Genomic DNA, 22555 nt, shown 5'->3' with positions numbered 1-22555 from the left:
TATGCAAACCCGAACTTTGAGAAGATTGATCGCACCGTCCCTGTTGAGCCTGGCCATGTTTGCCGGCGCGACTCAGGCCGCCGCGCCACTGCGCCCGCCACAGGGTTACTTCGCGCCGATCGAAAAAGTCAAAACCGGCGACAAGAGCGAAGGCTGTGACGCAATGCCGACGCCGTACACTGGCTCGCTGCAATTTCGCAGCAAGTACGAAGGCTCGGACAAGGCCCGTTCGACGTTGAACGAGCAGTCGGAAAAAGCCTTCCGCGACAGCACCGCCGACATCACCAAGATTGAGCGCGGCACCAGCAAGCGCGTGATGCAGTTCATGCGTGACGGTCGTCCGGAACAGCTCGAATGCACGCTGAACTGGTTGACTGCCTGGGCCAAGGCCGACGCGCTGATGTCCAAGGACTTCAACCATACCGGCAAGTCCATGCGCAAATGGGCGCTGGGCAGCATGGCGTCGTCTTACATTCGCCTGAAGTTTTCCGACTCGCATCCGTTGGCGAACCATCAGCAAGAGTCGCAGTTGATCGAGGCCTGGTTCAGCAAGATGGCCGATCAGGTGGTCAGCGACTGGGACAACCTGCCGCTGGAACAAACCAATAACCACTCGTACTGGGCAGCGTGGTCGGTGATGGCAACGTCCGTCGCCACCAATCGCCGCGACCTGTTCGACTGGGCCGTGAAGGAATACAAGGTCGGCGCCAATCAGGTCGACGCCCAGGGTTTCCTGCCGAACGAACTGAAGCGCCAGCAACGCGCCCTCGCCTACCACAACTACGCCCTGCCGCCGCTGGCGATGATCGCCAGTTTCGCTCAGGTCAACGGTGTGGACTTGCGTCAGGAAAACAACGGCGCGTTGAAACGTCTGGGTGATCGAGTGCTGGCCGGGGTTAAAGACCCGGACGAATTCGAGGAGAAGAACGGCAAGGAACAGGACATGACCGACCTGAAGGTCGACTCGAAATTCGCCTGGCTCGAACCGTTCTGCACGCTCTACACCTGCTCGCCGGATGTGCTTGAGAAGAAGCACGAGATGCAGCCATTCAAGACCTTCCGCCTCGGGGGTGACCTGACCAAGGTCTACGACCCGGCCAACGAAAAAGGCAAAGGTTCTTAAGGCTCACTGTATTCCCCTGTGGCGAGGGAGCTTGCTCCCGCTCGGCTGCGAAGCAGTCGTAACCCAGTAAACGCGGACTGACTGACACACCGCGTCATCAGGTTTAGGGGCGCTTCGCACCCCAGCGGGAGCAAGCTCCCTCGCCACAGGTAAGTGCGCAGCATGCAATACAACCCCCCGGTTTTTCGTGGGGGGGTTTGGGGGGGCTGCGGCCCTTGACTGTTGGTTAAACATGGAGAGACCGGGATGGTATTTTCATCCAACGTGTTCCTGTTTTTGTTCCTGCCGATCTTTCTCGGCATGTACTACTTGAGCGGAATACGCTATCGCAACCTGCTGCTGCTGATCGCCAGCTATGTGTTCTATGCCTGGTGGCGCGTGGACTTCCTCGCGCTGTTCGCCGCCGTCACGCTGTGGAACTACTGGATCGGCCTCAAAGTCGGCGCCGCAGGCGTTCGGACCAAACCGGCCCAGCGCTGGCTGCTGCTCGGCGTGGCCGTCGACCTGTGCATTCTCGGCTACTTCAAGTACGCCAACTTCGGCGTCGACAGCATCAACGCGATGATGACCTCGGTCGGTCTGTCGCCGTTCATCCTGACCCACGTGCTGTTGCCGATCGGGATCTCGTTCTACATCTTCGAATCCATCAGCTACATCATCGACGTCTACCGCGGTGACACCCCGGCAACGCGCAACCTGATCGACTTTGCAGCGTTCGTGGCGATCTTCCCGCACCTGATTGCCGGTCCGGTCTTGCGTTTCCGCGACCTCGCCGACCAGTTCAACAACCGCACCCACACCCTCGACAAGTTCTCCGAAGGTGCCACGCGGTTCATGCAGGGTTTCATCAAGAAAGTCTTCATCGCCGACACCCTCGCGGTGGTGGCCGACCATTGCTTCGCCTTGCAGAACCCGACCACAGGCGACGCGTGGCTCGGCGCCCTCGCCTACACCGCGCAGCTGTACTTCGACTTCTCCGGTTACAGCGACATGGCCATCGGCCTGGGCCTGATGATGGGTTTCCGCTTCATGGAAAACTTCAAGCAGCCGTACATCAGTCAGTCGATCACCGAGTTCTGGCGTCGCTGGCACATCAGCCTGTCCACCTGGCTGCGTGACTACCTGTACATCACGCTGGGCGGTAACCGCAAAGGCACGCTGATGACCTATCGCAACCTGTTCCTGACCATGCTGCTCGGTGGTCTGTGGCACGGCGCGAACATCACCTACATCGTGTGGGGTGCGTGGCACGGCATGTGGCTGGCAATTGAAAAAGCCCTGGGCCTTAACACCTCGCCGCGCAGCATCAACCCGATCCGCTGGGCGCTGACGTTCCTGCTCGTTGTCATGGGCTGGGTGATCTTCCGCTCGGAAAACCTGCACGTCGCCGGCCGTATGTACGGCGCGATGTTCAGCTTCGGCGAATGGTCGCTGTCGGAACTCAACCAGGCCAGCCTCACCGGTCTGCAAGTCGCGACCCTGGTAGTGGCTTACATGACCCTGGCGTTCTTCGGCATTCGTGATTTCTACAGCAACCTGCCACCGGTCAAGACCAAACCGGTCGTCAACGTCGAGGCCGACGGCCCTGCCACTGCGACGCCTGGAATGATCAAAGCCGTACCGGGCGACAACCCGGCCAGCATCCACGAACCGGGTTACACCGTTGGCGTTGAAGCCACCGTGCAACCGGCCTACTGGACGGCGGACTGGTCGCGTTACGTGATGCGCACGCTGGTACTGGTGTTGTTCATCGCCTCGATTTTCAAACTCTCGGCGCAAAGCTTCTCGCCGTTCCTTTACTTCCAGTTCTGAGGGATCTGACTATGACCCGCTCATTACGCATTCTCTACATCGGCTTGTTCCTGCTGACCTTGCTGGTGCTGGGCGTGTGGTCCACGCGCAGTTTCCTCGGTTTCAACACCAGCGCCGAAACCACCGTGCTCAACGGCCGCTGGAGCAAAGCCGTAGAGACGCACTATGACGACGAATTTCCGATCAAGCGTCTGGGCACCAACCTCTGGGCCGCGCTGGATTTCAAACTGTTCAACGAAGGTCGTCCGGGCGTCGTGCTCGGTCAAGACCAGTGGTTGTACAGCGATGAAGAATTCAACCCGATCGTCAACGAAGAGCTGAACCTGCAAGGCAACTACGCGCTGGTCGAAGGCGTGCGCCAGGAACTGAAAGCCAAAGGCGTGAAACTGGTGATGGCGATCGTGCCGGCCAAGACGCGCCTGTACCCGGAACACCTGGGCGACGTGAAGCCTTCGAGCATTCACGCCAACCTCTATGAGGACTTCCACGCCCGTGTGGCGGCCAACAAGATCCTCGCGCCCGACCTGTACGGCCCGCTGCTGAAGGCCAAGCTCGACGGTCAGCAAGTGTTCCTGCGTACCGACACCCACTGGACCCCGGAAGGCGCGCAAATCGCCGCCGAGACCCTGGCCAAGACCATCGCCGAAAAAGCCCCGCTCAGCGGCGAGCCACAGCGCTTCGTCACCGAGCCGGCAGAGACAGTGACCCACAAGGGTGACCTGCGCTTGTTCCTGCCGCTCGATCCGCTGTTCGAAAACCTGATGCCGGCGACCGAACCGTTGCAGAAACGCAACACCGTGGTCGCTGACGATCAGGCTGGCGGTGATGACGCGCTGTTCGCCAACACCGAAGTGCCGGTGGCCCTGATCGGCACCAGCTACAGCGCCAACCCGAACTGGAACTTCGTCGGCGCGCTGAAAGAAGCACTGCACAGCGACGTGGTCAATTACGCCGAAGACGGCCACGGCCCGATTCTGCCGATGCTCAGCTACCTGAAAAGCGATGCTTTCAAGAACAGCCCGCCACAGGTGCTGATCTGGGAGTTTCCTGAACGTTATCTGCCTGTGAACAACGAAATCGGCGACGCCGACCCACAGTGGGTCGCAGAGCTCAAAGAAGCCGGCGCCCGCCAACAAAACGTAGCCGCAAACACTAAATCCGAGACGCCCGACCGGGCGCAAAACTGAAAGAGAGAGGTACTACCATGACTTTCACTACTACTCCTCGCCGTCTCGCCAAGACCTTTGCACTTGTTGCTGGCATGAGCGTGTTGTCGATGTCCGCCTTCGCTGGCGACGCCGCACTCTATGGCCCGACTGCACCAAAAGGTTCGAGCTTCGTGCGTGTCTACAACGCCGGTAATGCTGAAGTCAGCGCCACCGTCGGTAGCACCAACCTGGCCGAAGTCGCGCCTCTGTCCAGCACTGACTTCAGCTTCATGCCGGGCGGAGACTACAGCGCCAAGGTCGGCAGCCAGACCCTGCCGGTGAAACTGGCCGGCGACCACTATTACACCCTGGTCAACAACGCCAGCGGCGCGCCGCAACTGATCGAAGAGCCGCCGTTCAAGAACAAGCAGAAATCCCTGGTTCGCGTACAGAACCTGAGCGACAAGGCCCTGACCCTGAAAACCGCTGACGGCAAGACTGAAGTGGTGCCATCCGTGGCCGCCAAGGGCCGTGGCGAGCGTGAAATCAACCCGGTCAAAGTCAGCCTGGCCCTATACGATGGCGCCACGAAAGTGGGCGACGTGAAGCCGGTTGCCCTGGAACGCGGTGAAGCGGCGGTGCTGTACGTCACCGGCAACGGCAGCAGCCTGTCGCCAGTCTGGGTAAAACGCCCGGTTTCGACGCGCTAATCAATTTGCCTGACTGACCCACGCTCTGTAGGAGCACGGCTTGCCGGCGAAGAGGCCCTAGAGACCGCCTTCGCTGGCAAGCCATGCTCCTACAAGGGATCGAGGTGTCAGTCGGGCTACGGAATAAGAACAAGAGTGAAACGACAGAACGCAGTAGCTCTGACCCATACGATTTTCAAGGAGTAACAACATGATTCCGGTGATCTTGTCAGGTGGTAGTGGCTCACGTCTTTGGCCGCTTTCCCGTAAGCAGTTCCCCAAGCAATTCCTCGCCCTGACCGGCGAACACACGCTGTTCCAGCAAACCCTGGAACGCCTGGTGTTCGAAGGCATGGACACCCCGATCGTGGTCTGCAACAAAGACCACCGCTTCATCGTCAACGAGCAACTGAGCAACCGTAAGCTGGAAACCCAGCGCATCCTGATGGAACCGTTCGGCCGCAACACCGCGCCGGCCGTGGCCCTGACCGCGATGATGCTGATCAACGAAGGTCGCGACGAGCTGATGCTGGTGCTGCCGGCCGACCACGTACTGGAAGACCAGAAAGCCCTGCAACGCGCCCTGGCCCTGGCCACCGTTGCCGCCGAAAACGGCGAAATGGTGCTGTTCGGCGTTCCGGCCACCAAACCGGAAACCGGTTACGGCTACATCAAGTCCACCAATGACTCGCTGCTGCCCGAAGGTGTCAGCCGCGTCTCGCACTTCGTCGAAAAACCGGACGTCAAACGCGCCACCGAGTTCGTCCAGTCCGGCGGTTACTTCTGGAACAGCGGCATGTTCCTGTTCCGCGCCAGCCGCTTCCTCGAAGAGCTGAAAAAGCACGATCCGGACATCTACGACACCTGCCTGCTGACCCTTGAGCGCAGCGAACAGGACGCCGATACCGTCACTATCGACGAAGCCACCTTCGCTTGCTGCCCGGACAACTCCATCGATTACTCGGTCATGGAAAAAACCCAGCGCGCCTGCGTCGTACCACTCACTGCAGGCTGGAGCGATGTCGGTTGCTGGGCGTCGCTGTGGGAAGTGAATGACAAAGACATCAACGGCAACGTCACCAAAGGCGACGTGGTCATTCAGGACAGCAAAAACTGCATGATCCACGGCAACGGCAAACTGGTGTCGGTGATCGGCCTGGAAAACATCGTGGTCGTCGAAACCAAGGACGCCATGATGATCGCGCACAAGGACTCGGTCCAAGGCGTGAAACAGATGGTCAACACCCTCAACGAACAGGGTCGCACCGAAACCCAGAACCACTGCGAAGTCTATCGTCCGTGGGGCTCCTACGACTCGGTCGACATGGGCGGCCGTTTCCAGGTCAAGCACATCTCGGTCAAACCGGGCGCGTGCCTGTCCCTGCAAATGCACCACCACCGCGCCGAACACTGGATCGTGGTCAGCGGCACGGCGGAAGTGACCTGCGACGAAAACGTGTTCCTGCTGTGTGAGAACCAGTCGACTTACATTCCGATCGCTTCGGTTCACCGTTTGCGCAACCCGGGCAAGATCCCACTCGAGATCATCGAAGTGCAGTCGGGCAGCTATCTGGGTGAGGACGATATCGAGCGGTTTGAAGATATCTATGGTCGGTCTACGCCGGTCGAGCGTGGAGTTTCGGTGAAGACCATCGCGCAGTAAGCATTCAGTAAAACGAAAGCCCCCGTCCAGCCCGCTGCGTTTCCCTATCCGCAGCGGGTTGGGCGGGGGCTTTTTTTGTCTGAGTGTTTTGTGTTGCCTCGGCGGGCCCCATCGCGGGCTTGCTCGCGATGAGGCCGTCACATCCACTACAACCATCAAGCCCATCGCCAACCTCACCCACGCTTAGGTAGGATGACCTCTTCCCCTCCCGAGGTTTCGCGTCATGTTCATCGGCGTCCTGCTGGTCATCACCTGGCTGATCCTGTTGCTGCGTTACCCGGCCAAAGCCTTGCCCGTCTCGGTCGCGGCCGCCATTGGATTGGGCGTGGTAGCTACCTGGGTGATCTGGATGGACAACCGCGAGGTCAAGCAACTGGCACGCCTTGAGTTGCGCATCACTTACGCGCCGGAGCAGTGCCCGGCGGATCGCCCCTTGCAGCTGAAAATGAACAATCGCAACGATGTGCCGCTGACCGAGTTGCGTTGGCGCATCGCCGCGTACGCACCGGGCGATACGGTCAATCTGGCCGACAATCAATACACCGCACCACGCTATCGCGGCCCCGGCGAATTGCAGGCCGGGGCGAATTGGGAAGACTGTTTGCCCATGCCGCCACTGCGTCCCGGCTATCGCCCGCAAACCCTGGAGTTTCGCGCCGAGCGTTTACAGGGTAGTTTCTCCGACTGAGCCCTTTTCTTTCTTCTGCACAAGGAACGCGCCATGCCCATTGCGTTGATTACCGGTTGTTCCAGCGGCATTGGCCGCGCCCTCGCCGACACGTTCAAATCGGCTGGTTATGAAGTCTGGGCCAGCGCCCGCAAGGCTGAAGATGTGGTGGTTCTGGCGGCGGCCGGTTTCACCGCCGTGCAACTGGACGTCAATGATGGTGCGGCGCTCGAACAGTTGAGTGACCAGATCAATCAACGACATGGCGGCCTCGATGTACTGATCAACAACGCCGGTTATGGCGCGATGGGGCCGCTGCTGGACGGTGGTGTACCGGCCATGCAACGCCAGTTCGAAACCAACGTATTTTCCATCGTCGGCGTGACGCGCGCGCTGTTTCCGGTGTTGCGCCGGGGCAAAGGAATCGTGGTGAACATCGGCAGTGTGTCCGGCGTGTTGGTCACACCGTTTGCCGGCGCGTATTGCGCGTCGAAAGCAGCAGTGCATGCCTTGAGCGATGCGTTGCGCATGGAACTGGCGCCGTTTGGCGTACGGGTGATGGAGGTGCAGCCGGGGGCAATTGCCTCCAGTTTTGCCAAAAATGCAGGGGCTGAGGCCGAGCAGTCGATCAGCGAGCAGTCGCCGTGGTTTCCACTTCGAGAAGGCATTCGGGCGCGGGCCAAGGCGTCTCAGGACAACCCGACTCCAGCCAGTGAGTTTGCTGTCGGTTTGCTCAAGGCTGTGCAGCAGAACAAGCCACCGCGGCTGGTTCGCTTGGGCAATGGCAGCCGGGCGTTGCCGCTGATGGCGGGGTTGTTGCCCAAGGGGTTGCTGGAGTCGGGGTTGATGAAGCGGTTCGGGTTGAGCGGGCAGCTCTGAGACCGCGTTATCGTTCTTCGCGGGCAAGCCTTGCTCCTACAGGTTTTGCGCGATTTCAAAATTTACGCATGACCTGTAGGAGCAAGGCTTGCCCGCGAAGGCGCCAGAACAGGCTCTGCAGATTTTTCAGGAATTGATATGACCGATTACACCCAATACTTCGACGAAGTGATCCAGGCCCACATCGCCATCGAACAATGGCTGGCCGAAGAACGGGACGCCAGCGAACTTGAACACCTGCTGTCACGTTTTTCGCCACAGTTTTCCATGGTTTCGCCGTTGGGCCGGGTGCTGGATTTTGCGGCGTTGAACGAGTTGTTCATGCTGGCGGGCGGCAAGAAACTCGGGTTCCGGATTGAGCTGAGCGAGTTGCGTGGCCTCGCGTTACATGACGGCGGTGCAACCGTGAGTTACCGCGAGCAACAAACCGATGCCACCGGCCTGCACTCCGATCGCCGCTCGACCGTGGTGTTCGAGAAACAGGCCGATGGCAAGGTGCTTTGGCGGCATTTGCATGAGACCTTTTGCAAGGAGTGACATGTCGCGGCATGCCTGATGGACCGAGTCGCTGCATCGCGAGCAGGCTCGCTCCCACATTGACCGAATCGCACGCCAATTAGGCAAACGACACAAATCCCCTGTGGGAGCGAGCCTGCTCGCGAATGCAGGCGACTCGGTCCAACAGTCAGTTAACCACCACCGTACAAGTAATCCCCGCCGCCAACAGCACCCCCTCCGGCACTTCATCAATGTGAATCCGCACCGGCACGCGCTGTGCCAGGCGCACCCAGTTGAAAGTCGGGTTCACATCGGCGATCAGCTCACGACTTTCCGGATTGTCACGGTCATAAATGCCACGCGAGATGCTTTCCACATGCCCCTTGAGCACTTCGCCGCTCATCAGTTGCATGTCGGCCTTATCGCCCACTCGCACGTGCGGCAATTTGGTTTCCTCAAAGAAGCCATAGACCCAGAACGAGTTCATGTCGACCACGGCCATTTTCGCTTCGCCGATGCGTGCGTAGTCGCCACGATGGACGTTGAGGTTGGTCACATAACCGTCCACCGCCGCCCGCACTTCGGTGCGTTTGAGGTTCAGTTCGGCCGCTTCCAGTTGCGCTTGCGCATGCTGGTAATCGGCGAGGGCCGAGTCCGCGATGTTACTGGCGTCGTCGCGGTTTTCCCTGGAAATCACAAGGGCATCCATGTCGGCGCGACGGTGGGCGTTGACCTTGCGCATCTCCCAGGTCGACTTGCGTGAAGCCACCATTGCCTGTGCCTGTTTGACTGCGATGCGGTAGTGTTCGGGATCGATCTGCATCAGCAAATCGCCCTTCTTTACCAGCTGATTATCGCGCACCGGCACCTCCACCACTTCACCGGTGACGTCGGCGGCGACGTTGATGATGTCGGCGCGCACCCGGCCGTCGCGGGTCCATGGCGTGTCCATGTAATGCACCCACAGGGTCCGGCCGATCCATAGCGCGAGGGCCAGCACCAGCAAGGTCGCGAGCAGGCTGAAAAGCTTTTTCATCAGGGCCTTCTTCAGTGATAGAGAGTCAACGGTAGACAGTCAGCGCCAGGGCGCCGAACAGACAGGTAAACAGGCTCAGGCGCAGCAGCGCCGGGTGCCAGAAAAAACGGTACAGGTCGACCCCGGACAGAAACCGGTCCAGCGCCCAGGCCAGTGCCGCGGCGATGAAAAACATCAGCGTCATGGTCGGCATGTAAACGCCGTGGAAGGCGATTTCACGAGGCATGTTCAAGTCCTTGAGGCGGGCTGGTCACGTAAGCGGCGAGCGGTGATTGCGGGTCGAGCAACGAGGTGCGGATGAAGTGCAGGTAACTCTTTACCCGGCGCAATGCGGAGGTGTCGAAATGCGGGGCGAAAGGTTCGTCGGTGGCTTGCACGCGGCTGATCGCATGGTCCACCGCGATCAGCCCGCGTTCCAGATTGCTCTGGCTCGGTTGCAGAAAAAGCCGCACCAGCGAGCGGCCCATCACGCGGATCGCCTGGCGCCACGGCTGCGATTCGGCATACGCCGGGTGCACCGGCAGAATCGCCTGTTCCTTGCGCAGCTCGATGATCGCGTGACCGATTTCCAGCACTACGAACATCCAGCGCAGCAAGTCCCGTTGCACCCGCGGCTGGCCGGCCGCGAGACCGTAAGCCTGATGCAGCAAGTCACGCGTGCGGCTTTCGAAACTTGAGGCAAGGCCTTTGAGTTTGCCGCTGATCGCGTACACCACTTGCCCGCGCAGATCCTGCTCCAACCGACGCCACAACCAGCGGCTGTTGGGCGGCAGGATGATCGCCCCCGCCGCCGCGCACACCAGCATGCCGAGCACCATGGCGATGTAGTCGTTGATGAAGGTGTAAGGGTTGTAGACGGTGAGGTTGTCCGGCACCGAACCGGTGCTGAAGAAGATCAGCAAACCGAGGCCGACGCCGGCGTATTGTGGGCGCGAGGTCAGGAACGAACCGAGCACGATCACTGGCGCGAGCATCACGCACAGCAGTGGAAAACCGTCGATCCACGGGAAGATGAAAAACATCTCGACGAAGCCGATCAGCGCGCCGAGGAACGTGCCGCAGGCCATCTGAAACGCCATGCGTTTTGGATTGGGCGTCGCGGCGGACAACCCGACAGTCGCCGCTGCAATCAGGGTCATGGTCGCCCCGCTCGGCCACGCCGTGGCGACCCAATAGCTGCCGAGTACGACCAGAATGAACGCCGCGCGAATCCCCGAAGCGGCGGATGCCATCCAGTTGGTTTGCGGGGTGAACGGCTCGTCCCATTGCTCTCGTTCATGACGGTGATCGGCCAGGGACGCGTGGGTCTGTGCATAACTGTGCAGGTCGTCGACAAAGCGGTAGAGCAGTTCGTAAGCGGTGTGGAAATCGAGCAGCTCGGCGTCGCTCGGGTTGCTCTCCTGAAAGGTCGCCCGCAGGCTGCGAACTCGCGCAGGCAAGTTGTGCTTGTAGGTCGTCAACGCGGTCGTCAGACGTGCAGCGTCGGGGCTGGTCAGGGACCGGCCGCTGAAGCCGTCGAGCACTTCGGCCAGGTCCTGCAAGCCCGGGTTGATGGCCGCGACCACGTGATCGGCACCGCTGCTGCGCAAGCGCTCAAGCAACTGATGCAAGGCGTTGAAGCGCGTGGTAATGCCCATGAATTCGCTGTTCAGGCGACTGAGCCGACCGTTGCGCCGACGCATGTGCGGGTCTTCGAACACGGTGACGCTGCGCAGTCCTTCCAGACCGACCGCCTCAGCGATGAAGCGCACATTGCTCGCTTCGAACGTGTCCTGTTGGCTACGACCGCGCAAACCATCGGTGACGAACAAGGCGAACACGCCGAAGCGTTGATACAAGGCGTTGCGCATTGCCGCGCTGGCGGTTTGCGGCAGGATCGCGGCGCTGACCACCGTGGCGCAGAGAATCCCCAGGGAGATTTCCAGCACCCGCCAGACCGCCGCCATGAAGGCGCCGTCCGGATGCGCCAACGCGGGTAGTCCGACCATCGCCGCCGTATAGCCGGCCAGGACAAAACCATACGCACGGAAGTTGCGATAACGCGCTGCGCCCGCCGAACAGATGCCGACCCAGATCGCCAGTGACCCGAGGAACAGTTCGGTGTTTTGCGCGAACAAGGCAATCAGCGCGACCATCACGGCCGACCCGGTCAACGTGCCGAGAAAGCGGTAGAAACTCTTGGCGAACACCTGACCGCTTTGCGGCTGCATGACGATGAACACCGTGATCATCGCCGTGCGCGGCTGCGGCAATTCAAGGCGCATCGCCAGCCACAGGGTCAGGAATGCGGCGAACAACACTTTGAAAATGTAGACCCAGGTCACGCCATCGCTGCGCGCCCAGTCAAAGAAACCCCGGCGCCATTCGAGGGAATACAGCCAGCGCAGAGGTGCGGGTAAGGGGGTCATGAAATCCTCCTGCGCAGAAAGACTTGAGACAAGTGAGATCCTGTGGCGAGCGAGCTTGCTCGCGCTGGGCTGCGTAGCGGCCCCCACATTCGGGCAGCCACCGCCATTTTTGTGAGTGCTGCGCACTCAAGCGGGAGCAAGCTCCCTCGCCACATGTTCGGATGAGTCTGAGAAATCGTGTTCAATTCGAGAGGCTCTTTAGCAGGGCCGGGGTTTTCGGTGCAGCGGTCTGGCTGTCTTTCGGCACATCGTCGCCCGCACCGAGTCCACCACCGAGCGCCGTCACCAGTTCGGCATGAGCACTGAGCCGCGCGGCCTGAACCTGCTGCTGGACTTGCTGCTGCTTGAACAACAGCGTCTGGGCGTTGAGCACGTTGAGGTAATCGGTGAGCCCGCGTTGATAGGCAATCATCGCGATGTCGTAGGTTTTCTGCGCAGTGGCGACCGACTCGGCGGCGAAGGTTTGCTGCTTGTCCATGGACTCGCGGCGGATCAACTGGTCGGAGATGTTCTTCAGCGCATTGACCAGCGTCTGGTTGTACTTCGCCACGGCAATGTCATAACCGGCGGAGGCTTCACCCAGCTCGGCACGCAGACGGCCGCCGTCGAAAATCGGCAGCGAGATCGCCGGGCCGACGCTGTAATTCAGTTTCTTGCCGGTCAAAAACTCCAGCGCACCGCCGCCGGTGGCCATGTAGCCGAGGCTGCCGACCAGATCGACGTTGGGGTAGAAACCGGCATGAGCCACATCAATGCCCCGCGCCTGGGCCGCGACTTGCCAGCGACTGGCGACCACGTCCGGGCGTTGGCCGAGCAATTGCGCAGGCAGCGACGACGGCAATTTCAGCGCCGTGCCCAACGCCAGCGTCGGCCGCTGCAACTGCGCGCCGTCGCCCGGCCCCTTGCCTGCCAGGGCTGCGAGCTGGTTGCGGCTGAGGGCTATTTCTTCATCAAGGGCATCGAGCTGGCGGTGGGTTTCCGGCAGCGGCGTTTCGGCCTGGCTGACTTCGAAGTGCGTGCCGATGCCACCGTTGAGGCGCTTTTGCGCGAGGTCGAGTATTTGCTGTTGCTGCTTCAGGGTCGCAGCGACGATGTCCCGTTGCGCGTAATGCAGCGAGAGTTCGATGTAGGCGCGCACGATATTGTTCTGCAATTCGAGCTGGGCCAGGCGCGCTTCGGCGACGCTCATGTGCGCCATGTCCACGGCACGCTCGGTGGCATTGCTTTCGCGGCCCCAAAGGTCGAGGGCGTAGCTGAAGCCCAGCGCAGCGTTGTTGTCCCAGGTCGTCGTGTTGGCCAACTCGCCCGGCCCGTAGAACTGATCGGTGGGCCAGTTGTGGCGCTTGAGGGTGGATTCGCCATTGATCTGCAGCGACTCGGCAGATTCGGCGATGCCGGCCATGGATTTGGCTTGACGCACTCGCGCCGCCGCCATGGCCATGGTCGGGCTGCCTTGCAGCGCAAGGTCGATCCAGCGGTTCAGTTGCGGGTCGCCGTAGGCTTGCCACCATTGCGCGGTGGGCCAGTGAGCATCCTGCGCGGCGCTCTGAATGGCTTCGTCGGTGGCCAGGGAATTGGCCTCCAGTGCCTTGCCCTGCGGGGCAATACCTCCGGTTCCGATGCAGCCGCTGATTGCCAGGGTTAAAGCCAAAACACTGAGCGTCTGAAGCGCTCTGCTGATGCGACGCGGCACTGCTGCGATTTCCTGAAATAGGGGAGATCTGTAGGAGCGAGGCTTGCCCGCGAATGGAGCGACGCGGTCTATCTGTATAAACGCGTTATCGTTCTTCGCGAGCAAGCTTTGCTCCTACAAGGATCGAAGGGGCGGCGTAATTCTATGGGTCGGGTTTGATCGCGATAAGCCGGGATTCCTGTGAATCTTTGTTACCGTTAACGCGATAATCCCTTGGTCGGGGTCTCAGACCCTGAAACGTTGTGTCACAATTTGCCATCGCACCCGAGAGCACCCCATGGACACTTTGCAAAACATGCGCGCCTTCAGTTATGTGGCCGAGGCCGGTAGCTTCACCGCCGCCGCCGTGCAACTCGACACCACCACGGCCAACGTCTCGCGCGCGGTCTCCAACCTGGAAGCCCACCTGCAAACCCGCCTGCTCAACCGCACCACTCGTCGCATCGCCCTGACCGAGGCCGGCAAGCGCTACCTGTTGCGTTGCGAGCAGATCCTGGCCTATGTCGAAGAAGCCGAGGCCGAGGCCAGTGACGCCCACGCGCGCCCTGCCGGGCAGCTCAAGGTGCACACCATGACCGGCATCGGTCAGCACTTCGTGATCGACGCCATCGCCCGCTATCGCAAGACTCACCCCGATGTGACCTTCGACCTGACCATGGCCAACCGCGTGCCGGACCTGCTCGACGAGGGCTACGACGTGTCGATCGTCCTCGCCAGCGAACTGCCGGATTCGGGTTTTGTGTCCCAGCGGCTGGGCATCACCTACAGCATCGTCTGCGCCTCGCCGGCGTATGTGAAAGCCAACGGCTGTGCGCAGAAGCCCAGCGACTTGCTCAACCATGCGTGCCTGCGCCTGGTGAGCCCGGTGATTCCACTGGAGAAGTGGACCTTCGACGGGCCTGAAGGTCAGGAAATGGTCACCATTCATAGCTCGCCGTTCCTGGTGAACTCGGCGGACGCGATGAAGACCGCGATCACCAGCGGCATGGGCGTCGGCGTGTTGCCGGTGTATGCGGCGATTGAAGGGTTGCGTAACGGCTCGCTGGTGCGGGTGATGCCGAACTACCGGTCGCAGGAACTGAACCTGTACGCGATCTACCCCTCGCGGCAGTACCTGGATGCGAAGATCAAGACCTGGGTCGAGTATTTGCGCGGGTCGTTGCCGGATATTCTGGCGGCGCATCAGGCGGAACTGGCAGCGTATGAGTTGAGCGGGAGTCTGGCTGGGGCAAGGTTGGCGAACTGATCTCCCGAAATATGTCGTATGCGTAGGAGCGAGGCTTGCCCGCGAAAACGATCTGACATTCACCAACTGATGTTGACTGACAAACAGTCTTCGCGGGCAAGCCTCGCTCCTACAGGAGATCCTGTATGACCAGTTGATTGGGTCACTCGCACAAAAGCGGGGAAGAATGTTAGCGTGCTTGGCATTCTCCCCGCCCGACGAGCCCTCCTCCCATGAAAAAGACCGTCCTCGCCTTCAGCCGCATCACGCCTGAAATGATCGAACGCCTCAAGCAGGACTTCGACGTCATCGTGCCCAACCCGAAAAACGGCGACATCAACGCTCAATTCAACGAAGCCCTGCCCCACGCCCATGGCCTGATCGGCGTGGGTCGCAAGCTCGGCCGGGCGCAACTGGAGAACGCGAGCAAACTGGAAGTGGTGTCCAGCGTGTCGGTCGGCTACGACAACTACGACGTCGCCTATTTCAACGAACGCGGGATCATGCTGACCAACACGCCTGATGTCCTCACCGAAAGCACCGCGGACCTGGCCTTCGCCCTGCTGATGAGCAGCGCCCGTCGCGTTGCCGAGCTGGACGCCTGGACCAAGGCTGGCCAATGGCAAGCGACCGTCGGCGCGCCGCTGTTCGGCACCGATGTCTATGGCAAAACCCTGGGCATCGTCGGCATGGGCAACATCGGCGCGGCCATCGCCCGTCGCGGTCGGCTTGGCTTCAACATGCCGATTATCTACAGCGGCAACAGCCGTAAAACCGCGCTGGAACAAGAACTCGGCGCGCAGTTCCGCAGCCTGGATGAGCTGTTGGCCGAGGCCGATTTTGTCTGCCTGGTGGTGCCGCTCAGTGAAAAGACCAAACACCTGATCAGCCGCCGCGAACTGGCGTTGATGAAGCCCAGTGCGATCCTGATCAACATCGCCCGTGGCCCGGTGGTGGACGAACCGGCACTGATCGAAGCGCTGCAAAACAATCAGATCCGTGGCGCCGGGCTGGATGTCTACGAGAAAGAACCGCTGGCCGAATCGCCGCTGTATCAACTGAAAAACGCAGTGACCTTGCCGCATATCGGCTCGGCGACCCACGAAACCCGCGAGGCCATGGCCAACCGCGCACTGGCCAATCTGCGCAGTGCACTTCTGGGCGAGCGGCCGCAGGATCTGGTCAATCCACACGTCTGGAAAGGCTGACCCTGGCCCCTGTGGGAGCGAGACCGGCTTGCCGGCGATGGTCGTCAACGATAACGCGGGAAACCAGATGCCCCGCGGTGGCCTTGAGTCCATCGCCGGCAAGCCGGTCTCGCTCCTACAGGGTATTCTCTTAAGCCAGCTTGCCGTGCCCTGGCACCATCGGCGCCTTGGGTTTACGGAACACCAGCACATTGCCCAGCATCACCAACACCAGACCGGCCAGCGCCGGTGCGGTCCATTGGTAGCCTTCGACAAACGCCGACACATTGAGCGCCACCACCGGGAACAACACCGTGCAATAAGCTGCACGCTCGGGCCCCATTCGCCCGACCAGCGTCAGGTAGGCGGTAAAACCGATCACCGAACCCGGAATGACCAGGTAAAGCAGCGAGCCGATGTAACGCGCATTCCATTCCATATCGAAGGGAATGCCTTTGACCAGGCACCACACCGACAGCATCGCCGCGCCGTAGGCCATGCCCCAGGCGTTGGTGGTCAGCGGCTTGAGACCGGCCTTCTGCTGCAGGCTCGACAACATGTTGCCCGCCGAGAAACACAGTGTTCCGAGCAACGCCAGGCCCAGGCCGAGCAAGGTTTCCGGGCTGGCGGTGTGGCCGGCCAGTTCCGGCCAGAACAACAGGCCCAGCCCCAGCAAGCCGAGTGCACCGCCCATCAGCACGTTGCGGGCGATCTTCTGACCGAAGAACACCCGCGCATTCAGGGCATTCCACAGCGTGGCGGTGGAAAACACCACGGCCACCAGGCCGCTGGGTATCCACTGGCTGGCGGTCAGGAAGCACATGAAATTGATGCAAAACAGGCACAGCCCCTGCGCCAGGCAGATCAGGTGCCCGCGACGGTTCATCACTTGCAGCTTGCGGCTGAGCAACAGCAGCACGAACAGCACCAGCGCGGCGAGGCCGAAGCGATAAACGATCGACACCGGAATGGCCACCACGCCCAATTGCCATTTCAGGGCAATCCAGGTGGTGCCCCAGATCAGCACGGTCAGCAAGTACAGCGAAAGGTTCATGGTTACGGCTCCGGATGGCGGCAATTCACTTTGTGGCGAGCGAGCTTGCTCGCGCTGGGCTGCGAAGCGGCCCCAAAATCCAGGCCAGTTTCACCAGTTTTGTGAGTGCTGCGCACTCAAGCGGGAGCAAGCTCCCTCGCCACAAGGTGTTGCGTGATTGGGGACCAGTGTCCTGCGCCAAACCTTTTCGCACTTGCATAAACTTGCGCTTTTGTCGGCGCAGAGGCTGGCAGCGCAATGGCTACGGAGTAGGATGCAAGGCGTTGGAGAACCGATCATGCCCGCACTGGAAACCCTGCAAGTCTTTCAAGCCCTCAACCGCTCGCCCAATGCTCGCCTCGAGCACAGCGCCGAGCTCGGTGACGGTATGGCTGCAGCCTTGTGGAGCAACCATCACGACGCCCAGGACTACGAAGCGCCGAGCCATCACACCTTGTCCTGTTACATCGCGGGTGGCACCGGCACCTTTCGCCGCGACCAGCCTGGCACCAAGGGCGGCCCGGACAAGCTGTGCATCCTGCCCGCCGACCATCAGTCAGGCTGGGTGATCAACGGCGACATTCGCCTGGCCCATCTGTATTTCAGCCCCGAACAGTTCGCCCTCGGCTGCGTCACGCTGCTGGACCGCGAACCTCGCGAACTGCAATTGCGCGAAGGGACCTTTCTCGACGACCCGCAGCAAGCCGGACGCTTTCGGCAGATGCTCACGCTCAACTGGGATGAACCCGGCGAACGCCTGCTCACCAGCAGCCTGGCCCATGAAATGCTCAGCCACGTATTGCTCAGCCAGGTCGGAATGCGCGGGGGGTTGCGGCTCAAGGGCGGATTGGCGGCGCACCAGCGACGGCAATTGGTCGAGTTCATCGACAGTCAGTTGGCCGAAGCCATCAGCCTGGGGCAGTTGGCGGGTTTGTGTGCACTGTCGGAGTATCACTTTGCGCGGATGTTCCGAGAGAGCTTTGGTTTGCCGCCGCATCAATATGTGTTGGCGCGGCGGCTGAGCCGGGCGCGGGAATTACTGCGCGGGACTTCGCAGCCGTTGGGGGAGATTGCGTTGGCGTGCGGGTTTGCCAGTGCGAGCCACTTTACCAACCGGTTCAGGCAGGCGTTGGGTGGGACGCCCGGCGAGTATCGGCAGGCGTTTTTGCGCTGATTGATAGGCCGCCATCGCGGGCAAGCCCGCTCCCACAGGTTCTGTGTGTCGATCGCGAAACTGGGTTCGACACGGTCACTGTGGGAGCGGGCTTGCCCGCGATGAACGATGACGCGGTGTCTGATCAGAATTCCAATGTGCTGGACAGCGAAACCTGCCGCGAATCCCCCATCGACACAAAGAACCGGCTCGCCGCCGACGTGTAGTAAGTGCGATCAAACAGGTTCTTCACGTTCAGCTGAAACTTCACCTTCTGCCCTTCGACCTTGGTGTCGTAGGTGGCGAATGCATCAGCCACGGTGTAGCTCGGCAGATCAAAATCATTCACCGCGTTACCCGCCCGCTCACCGACATACCGCGCGCCCGCGCCGACCCGCAACTGATCGCCACCCACGATGGTGCCGAAGTCGTAGACCGCCGACAGCGAGCCGGTGTTCTTGGCGACGTTTTGCAGTTTTTTGCCTTTGTAGGTCGGGTCCTCGGTCACTTCGGCATCGGTGTAGGCATAGCTGCCGATCATGCTCCAGCGGTCACTGAGCTGACCGGTCAAATCCACTTCCAGCCCACGGGAACGCACTTCACCGGCAGCGCTGTAGATCGTCACCGGTCCTTCGGAATTGGCCACCAGCACGTTGCGTTTCTTGATGTCGAACAGCGCGACGTTACCCGTCACACGGCCCGGAATATCCAGCTTGGCGCCGACTTCCCAGGACTTGGCTTCTTCCGGCGCAACGCTGCCGTCGAGCACGGTGCTGCTGCCGCTCAACGGGGCGATGGTCGAGTTGGGTTTGAACGATTCGGTGTAGCTGCCGTAGAACGACAACGCGTCGGTGTAGCGGTACACCAGGCCGGCGCGTGGGACCCACTTCTGGCCGTTGCTGTCGGTGTTGGCCTTGAACGGCACGCCTTTACCGGCGTACTGGTCGTACTCCTGAAAACGTCCGCCGGCCACCAGAATCCACTGGTCAGTGAGGTGGATCGAGTCCTGCAGGAACAGCGAATCGCTGCGCAGCAAATCGGTCTGCGCGCTGTCGGCCGGGCTGACGGTAGTGCCGGCGACTTCACGGCCATAGACCGGGTTGAGGTAGCTGAACGTGGTCAGGCTTTTCTGGCGGATCAGGTCTTCGCGGTAGATCTTGCGGTACTCGTCATCGACGCCGAACACCAGGTCATGTTGCATGCCCAGCGCATTGACCTTGCCTTCGAGGCTGGCGGTGGTGAAGCGGTCGGTGCTGATCGCGTTTTGCGTGCCGTCCATGCTGCGGGTCAGCGTGCCTTTGGCGGTGTTGATGGCCGTGACGCGCACCTGGCTGGCGTCGTAGGTTTCACGGTTCCAGCTGTAGCCGAAGTGAGCTTTCCAGTTGTCGTTGAGCTCGTGGTCGGCCTCGAAGTGATACAGGTCCGAGCGCCCTTCCATGTTGTTGAATGGCTCGTCGAGGCGACGATCGCGGGAGATGTCCAGCGGATGGTTGTCACGCGGGTCGATCAGCGTGCCGCGGTCGAACGGGGTCAGGAATTCACGGTGTTCGTAGGCGAACAACAACTTGGTGCTTTCGCCGAACCAGGCCAGGGATGGCGCCACCAGCGTCTCGCGGTGGGTACCGAAGTTGCGCCAGTAATCTTCGTCTTCGTGGTCCAGCACCATGCGGTACGCAAGCCCGGAATCACCGAGCGCGCCGGTGCTGTCGAGGCCGCCACCGCTGCCGTTTTTGCCGTCGCCGTAGGTCGAGCCGCGCAGGGTCAACGCGTTGTACTGTTCCAGTTCAGGCTTCTTGCTGACCATGTTGACCACGCCGCCCGGGTCCTGGATGCCATAGAGCAAGGAGGCCGGGCCCTTGAGCACTTCGACTCGATCGACCGTGGCGTTGAGGCCACGGCCCTGCACCACCGGCATACCGTCGCGCATGATCGAACCGTTGCGGTTGTCGCCGAAGCCGCGGGTCATCACCGAATCCTGGGTGCTGCCCAGCGTGTTGCCCTGAGTGATGCCGCTGACGTTGGCCAGCGCATCGTCGAGGTTGCGTGGTGCCTGATCGCGAATGACCTGGGCCGGGATCACGTTGACGGTCTGGGGGATTTCCTGGAGCAACGCAGACGAGCGCATCACCGAACTGGTGGGCGGCGGCTGGTAGCTCATGGTTTGATCCATCACCGAAGTGATGGTGGTGGCGCCCAGGTTCAGGGCGCCTTCGGTGGGCTGCGGTTCCAGCGCCAGGGTGTGAGCATCGGTGCGACGGAAGGTCAAACCCGAACCGCTGAGCAAACGCTGGATCGCCTGTTCGGCGCTCATCTGCCCACTGACTGCCGGCGCCGTAATGCCATACGGTGCTTCGTCGGTGTAGACCACGCTGATGCCGGTAATCCGGCTGAAGTCGCTCAAGGCCTGGGGCAGCGGTTTGGCGACCATCGCAAAGTTGAACTGCGAACGCTGCTGCGTCGTGTCGGCCTCAGCGGCCAATGCCACGCTCAATGGCAGCAACGCCAATGCCGAAACAACCAACGCCGAAGCACCCAACCACTGTTTGACCGAACCCGAGTTTGCCCTGGACTTCATTGCTCATGACCTGTGTAGAACCGCTACGGATGCGAATGACTCGCAGTTTCAGTCACTACACGGATGGGGCTTGGGTTTACCTCACCAAAATTTTGAAAATAATTTTATTGATACGAATGTGTTGTCTGAACCGACGCCTTCGCGGGCAAGCCTTGCTCCTACAAGGATCGCGCAAAACCTGTAGGAGCAAGGCTTGCCCGCGAAAGGGCCGTCCGCCTCACCGCAAAATAATCAGATGCCCCACAGTGTGCTGCTCAAACCCCATCACCCCCTGCAACGAACTCAACACCGCCTGAGGGTCCTTGCCCGGAAAACTGCCACTGACGCGCCGTGCCGCCAGTTCATCATTGAGCAGCACAATCCGCCCCGGGTAGTAACGGCGCAGGTCCTGCACCACATCGGCCAGTGGCGCCTTGTAGTAATTGAGCCAACCCTGACGCCACGCCAACTGCGCTTCGCTGTCCACAGCCTGCAGTTTTTCCGCCGTGCCTTCGCCATACGCCACTTGCTGCCCGGCGTTCAGAATCTGCTGCTCGGCGTGCTTGTCCGCCATCACGCCGACCCGGCCGGACAACACCGTGACCTGCGCGCCGTGAGGTTGCAAACGCACTTCAAACTGCGTGCCCAGCACCCGCGCCTGACCCTTTTCCGCATCCACCACAAACGGCTCGCCCGTGTGCGTCACGCTGAAGAAACCGGCACCGCGACGCAACTGAACGTGGCGCTCGCCCCGACTGAAATCCACGGCGATGGCACTGTCGGCATCCAGGATGACTTGCGATTGATCCGCCAGCGTGACGGTGCGGATTTCCCCCGGCGCCGACACATAATCAGCGCCAAGATCATCGACCCAGCGCATCGGCTGCCAGCCTGAACCGAGGCTGATCATCAACAACAGGCACGCCGCCATCGCCAGCGCACCGGACCAGCGCCGAACACTGCTGCGACGCGATTGATTCATGGCGTTGAGGTAGCCCTGCAAGGCAAACGCGTCTTCGTTGGCCAGCCTGCGCGCCGGTACTTCGCTCAATTCCCACACCACTTGCGCCTGGGCGTAGGCTTCGGCATGCGCGGGGTCGGCCTGCAGCCAATGGCTGAATGTGGCCTGGTCGCCGCTGCTTGGCTGGTCATGCAACAGACTCAACCAGGCGAAAGCGGCCTGTTCCTGAGCGGGCGTCGGGGTGACGCGGTCAAGCTGATTCACGGTGCTTTCCTTGGCGTACGCGGTTCGGGATCCCGCAGGCTGGCCTTGCAGGCTTCGAGGGCGCGCATCATATGTTTTTCCACGGCACTTTGGGACAACCCCATGGCCTTGGCGATCTCGGCGTATTTGCGGCCGTGGATGCGATTGAGCAGAAAAATCTGCCGCGTGCGCTCGGGCAGCGCGCGCAACGCGGCTTCGACGTGGCGCAAATCATTGCCGGCCTCCAGCGCGGCCTGGGGTTCACTGCCGTGGCTGTCGGGCTGATCCGGTTGCCAGCCTTCATTGACTCGCACCCGCGTGCCTTCGCTGCGCAAGTGATCGATGGCGATGTTGCCGGCGCAGCGCAACAGGTACGTGCTGAGTTCTTCGACCTGCACCAGCGGCCGGCGCCAGAAGCGCAAAAACAAATCCTGCACCAGGTCCGCCGCCGTCGCTCGACACCCCACGCGACGGTTCACCAACGCTTCCATTTGCGAACGCTGGGACAAGAACACCTGCAGGAAATGCGCACGCGCTCCGCGAGGTTCTTCGTCGTGGGAATCAGGAGGACGGGTGATCATCA

General features: G+C 61.1%; 19 protein-coding genes. 11 read left to right on the top strand and 8 right to left on the bottom strand.

Annotated elements, in window-relative coordinates:
* The first annotated feature begins 1 nt into the window (after position 1).
* The 8 genes from KJF94_RS01515 (at position 2) to KJF94_RS01480 (ending at position 8518) form a co-directional block, all read left to right on the top strand.
* Complete coding sequence (locus KJF94_RS01515; protein WP_214380751.1) at positions 2-1123, top strand: mannuronate-specific alginate lyase; 1122 nt, start codon at positions 2-4, stop codon at positions 1121-1123.
* A gap of 246 nt (positions 1124-1369) precedes the next feature.
* Positions 1370-2935 carry an MBOAT family O-acyltransferase gene (locus KJF94_RS01510; protein ID WP_214380750.1) on the top strand — a complete coding sequence of 522 codons (1566 nt, stop codon included), beginning with the start codon at positions 1370-1372 and terminating at the stop codon, positions 2933-2935.
* Between the two features lie 11 nt (positions 2936-2946).
* Complete coding sequence (locus KJF94_RS01505) at positions 2947-4122, top strand: alginate O-acetyltransferase (RefSeq protein WP_214380749.1); 1176 nt, start codon at positions 2947-2949, stop codon at positions 4120-4122.
* A gap of 17 nt (positions 4123-4139) precedes the next feature.
* Entirely contained in the window at positions 4140-4793 is a 654-nt protein-coding gene (locus tag KJF94_RS01500) for an alginate O-acetyltransferase AlgF (RefSeq protein WP_214380748.1), read from the top strand.
* Positions 4794-4983: 190 nt separating this feature from the next.
* Complete coding sequence (locus tag KJF94_RS01495) at positions 4984-6435, top strand: mannose-1-phosphate guanylyltransferase/mannose-6-phosphate isomerase (protein WP_214380747.1); 1452 nt, start codon at positions 4984-4986, stop codon at positions 6433-6435.
* A gap of 223 nt (positions 6436-6658) precedes the next feature.
* Positions 6659-7123, top strand: coding sequence for a multidrug transporter (locus KJF94_RS01490; RefSeq protein WP_214380746.1), 465 nt, complete (start codon positions 6659-6661; stop codon positions 7121-7123).
* Between the two features lie 33 nt (positions 7124-7156).
* Positions 7157-7981: an SDR family oxidoreductase gene (locus KJF94_RS01485; protein ID WP_214380745.1), complete on the top strand. Its 825-nt coding sequence runs from the start codon at positions 7157-7159 to the stop codon at positions 7979-7981.
* A 138-nt stretch (positions 7982-8119) separates the two neighbouring features.
* On the top strand, positions 8120-8518 hold the full coding sequence (locus tag KJF94_RS01480; protein WP_214380744.1) for a DUF4440 domain-containing protein: 399 nt from the start codon (positions 8120-8122) through the stop codon (positions 8516-8518).
* A gap of 148 nt (positions 8519-8666) precedes the next feature.
* On the opposite strand, the gene KJF94_RS01475 is transcribed toward KJF94_RS01480, so the two are convergent.
* From KJF94_RS01475 to KJF94_RS01460, 4 genes are all read right to left on the bottom strand, one after another.
* Positions 8667-9515, bottom strand: coding sequence for an efflux RND transporter periplasmic adaptor subunit (locus KJF94_RS01475; protein WP_214380743.1), 849 nt, complete (start codon positions 9513-9515; stop codon positions 8667-8669).
* 25 nt (positions 9516-9540) lie between these two features.
* Positions 9541-9741, bottom strand: a complete 201-nt coding sequence (locus KJF94_RS01470; protein WP_214380742.1) for a DUF1656 domain-containing protein — start codon at positions 9739-9741, stop codon at positions 9541-9543.
* A complete protein-coding gene (locus KJF94_RS01465; protein ID WP_214380741.1) occupies positions 9731-11923 on the bottom strand; it encodes an FUSC family protein in 2193 nt (730 codons plus the stop codon). Before KJF94_RS01465 ends, KJF94_RS01470 begins: the two co-directional genes overlap by 11 nt.
* A gap of 181 nt (positions 11924-12104) precedes the next feature.
* A complete protein-coding gene (locus KJF94_RS01460) occupies positions 12105-13616 on the bottom strand; it encodes an efflux transporter outer membrane subunit (RefSeq protein WP_214380740.1) in 1512 nt (503 codons plus the stop codon).
* A 277-nt stretch (positions 13617-13893) separates the two neighbouring features.
* Between KJF94_RS01460 and KJF94_RS01455 the strand changes: the two genes are divergently transcribed.
* Both KJF94_RS01455 and KJF94_RS01450 read left to right on the top strand, forming a co-directional pair.
* Positions 13894-14862 carry a LysR family transcriptional regulator gene (locus KJF94_RS01455; protein ID WP_214380739.1) on the top strand — a complete coding sequence of 323 codons (969 nt, stop codon included), beginning with the start codon at positions 13894-13896 and terminating at the stop codon, positions 14860-14862.
* A 212-nt stretch (positions 14863-15074) separates the two neighbouring features.
* Positions 15075-16049, top strand: a complete 975-nt coding sequence (locus tag KJF94_RS01450; RefSeq protein WP_214380738.1) for a 2-hydroxyacid dehydrogenase — start codon at positions 15075-15077, stop codon at positions 16047-16049.
* A gap of 130 nt (positions 16050-16179) precedes the next feature.
* Here KJF94_RS01450 and KJF94_RS01445 read toward each other — a convergent pair whose 3' ends face one another.
* Positions 16180-17082 (bottom strand): DMT family transporter, encoded by a 903-nt coding sequence (locus tag KJF94_RS01445; RefSeq protein WP_214380737.1) that lies wholly within the window; start codon positions 17080-17082, stop codon positions 16180-16182.
* A 277-nt stretch (positions 17083-17359) separates the two neighbouring features.
* Between KJF94_RS01445 and KJF94_RS01440 the strand changes: the two genes are divergently transcribed.
* Complete coding sequence (locus KJF94_RS01440; RefSeq protein ID WP_214380736.1) at positions 17360-18235, top strand: helix-turn-helix domain-containing protein; 876 nt, start codon at positions 17360-17362, stop codon at positions 18233-18235.
* A gap of 124 nt (positions 18236-18359) precedes the next feature.
* On the opposite strand, the gene KJF94_RS01435 is transcribed toward KJF94_RS01440, so the two are convergent.
* From KJF94_RS01435 to KJF94_RS01425, 3 genes are all read right to left on the bottom strand, one after another.
* A complete protein-coding gene (locus tag KJF94_RS01435; RefSeq protein WP_214380735.1) occupies positions 18360-20789 on the bottom strand; it encodes a TonB-dependent siderophore receptor in 2430 nt (809 codons plus the stop codon).
* A 217-nt stretch (positions 20790-21006) separates the two neighbouring features.
* Positions 21007-21993: a FecR family protein gene (locus KJF94_RS01430; RefSeq protein ID WP_214380734.1), complete on the bottom strand. Its 987-nt coding sequence runs from the start codon at positions 21991-21993 to the stop codon at positions 21007-21009.
* Positions 21990-22553, bottom strand: a complete 564-nt coding sequence (locus tag KJF94_RS01425; RefSeq protein WP_214384686.1) for an RNA polymerase sigma factor — start codon at positions 22551-22553, stop codon at positions 21990-21992. The genes KJF94_RS01430 and KJF94_RS01425 overlap by 4 nt, the downstream gene beginning before the upstream one ends.
* Positions 22554-22555: the final 2 nt, after the last annotated feature.

Source organism: Pseudomonas hormoni, assembly GCF_018502625.1.
In the GTDB taxonomy this organism is placed as follows: domain Bacteria; phylum Pseudomonadota; class Gammaproteobacteria; order Pseudomonadales; family Pseudomonadaceae; genus Aquipseudomonas; species Aquipseudomonas hormoni.
Note: the sequence above shows the minus strand (reverse complement) of the source record. Positions and strands in the feature narration are given on the sequence as shown.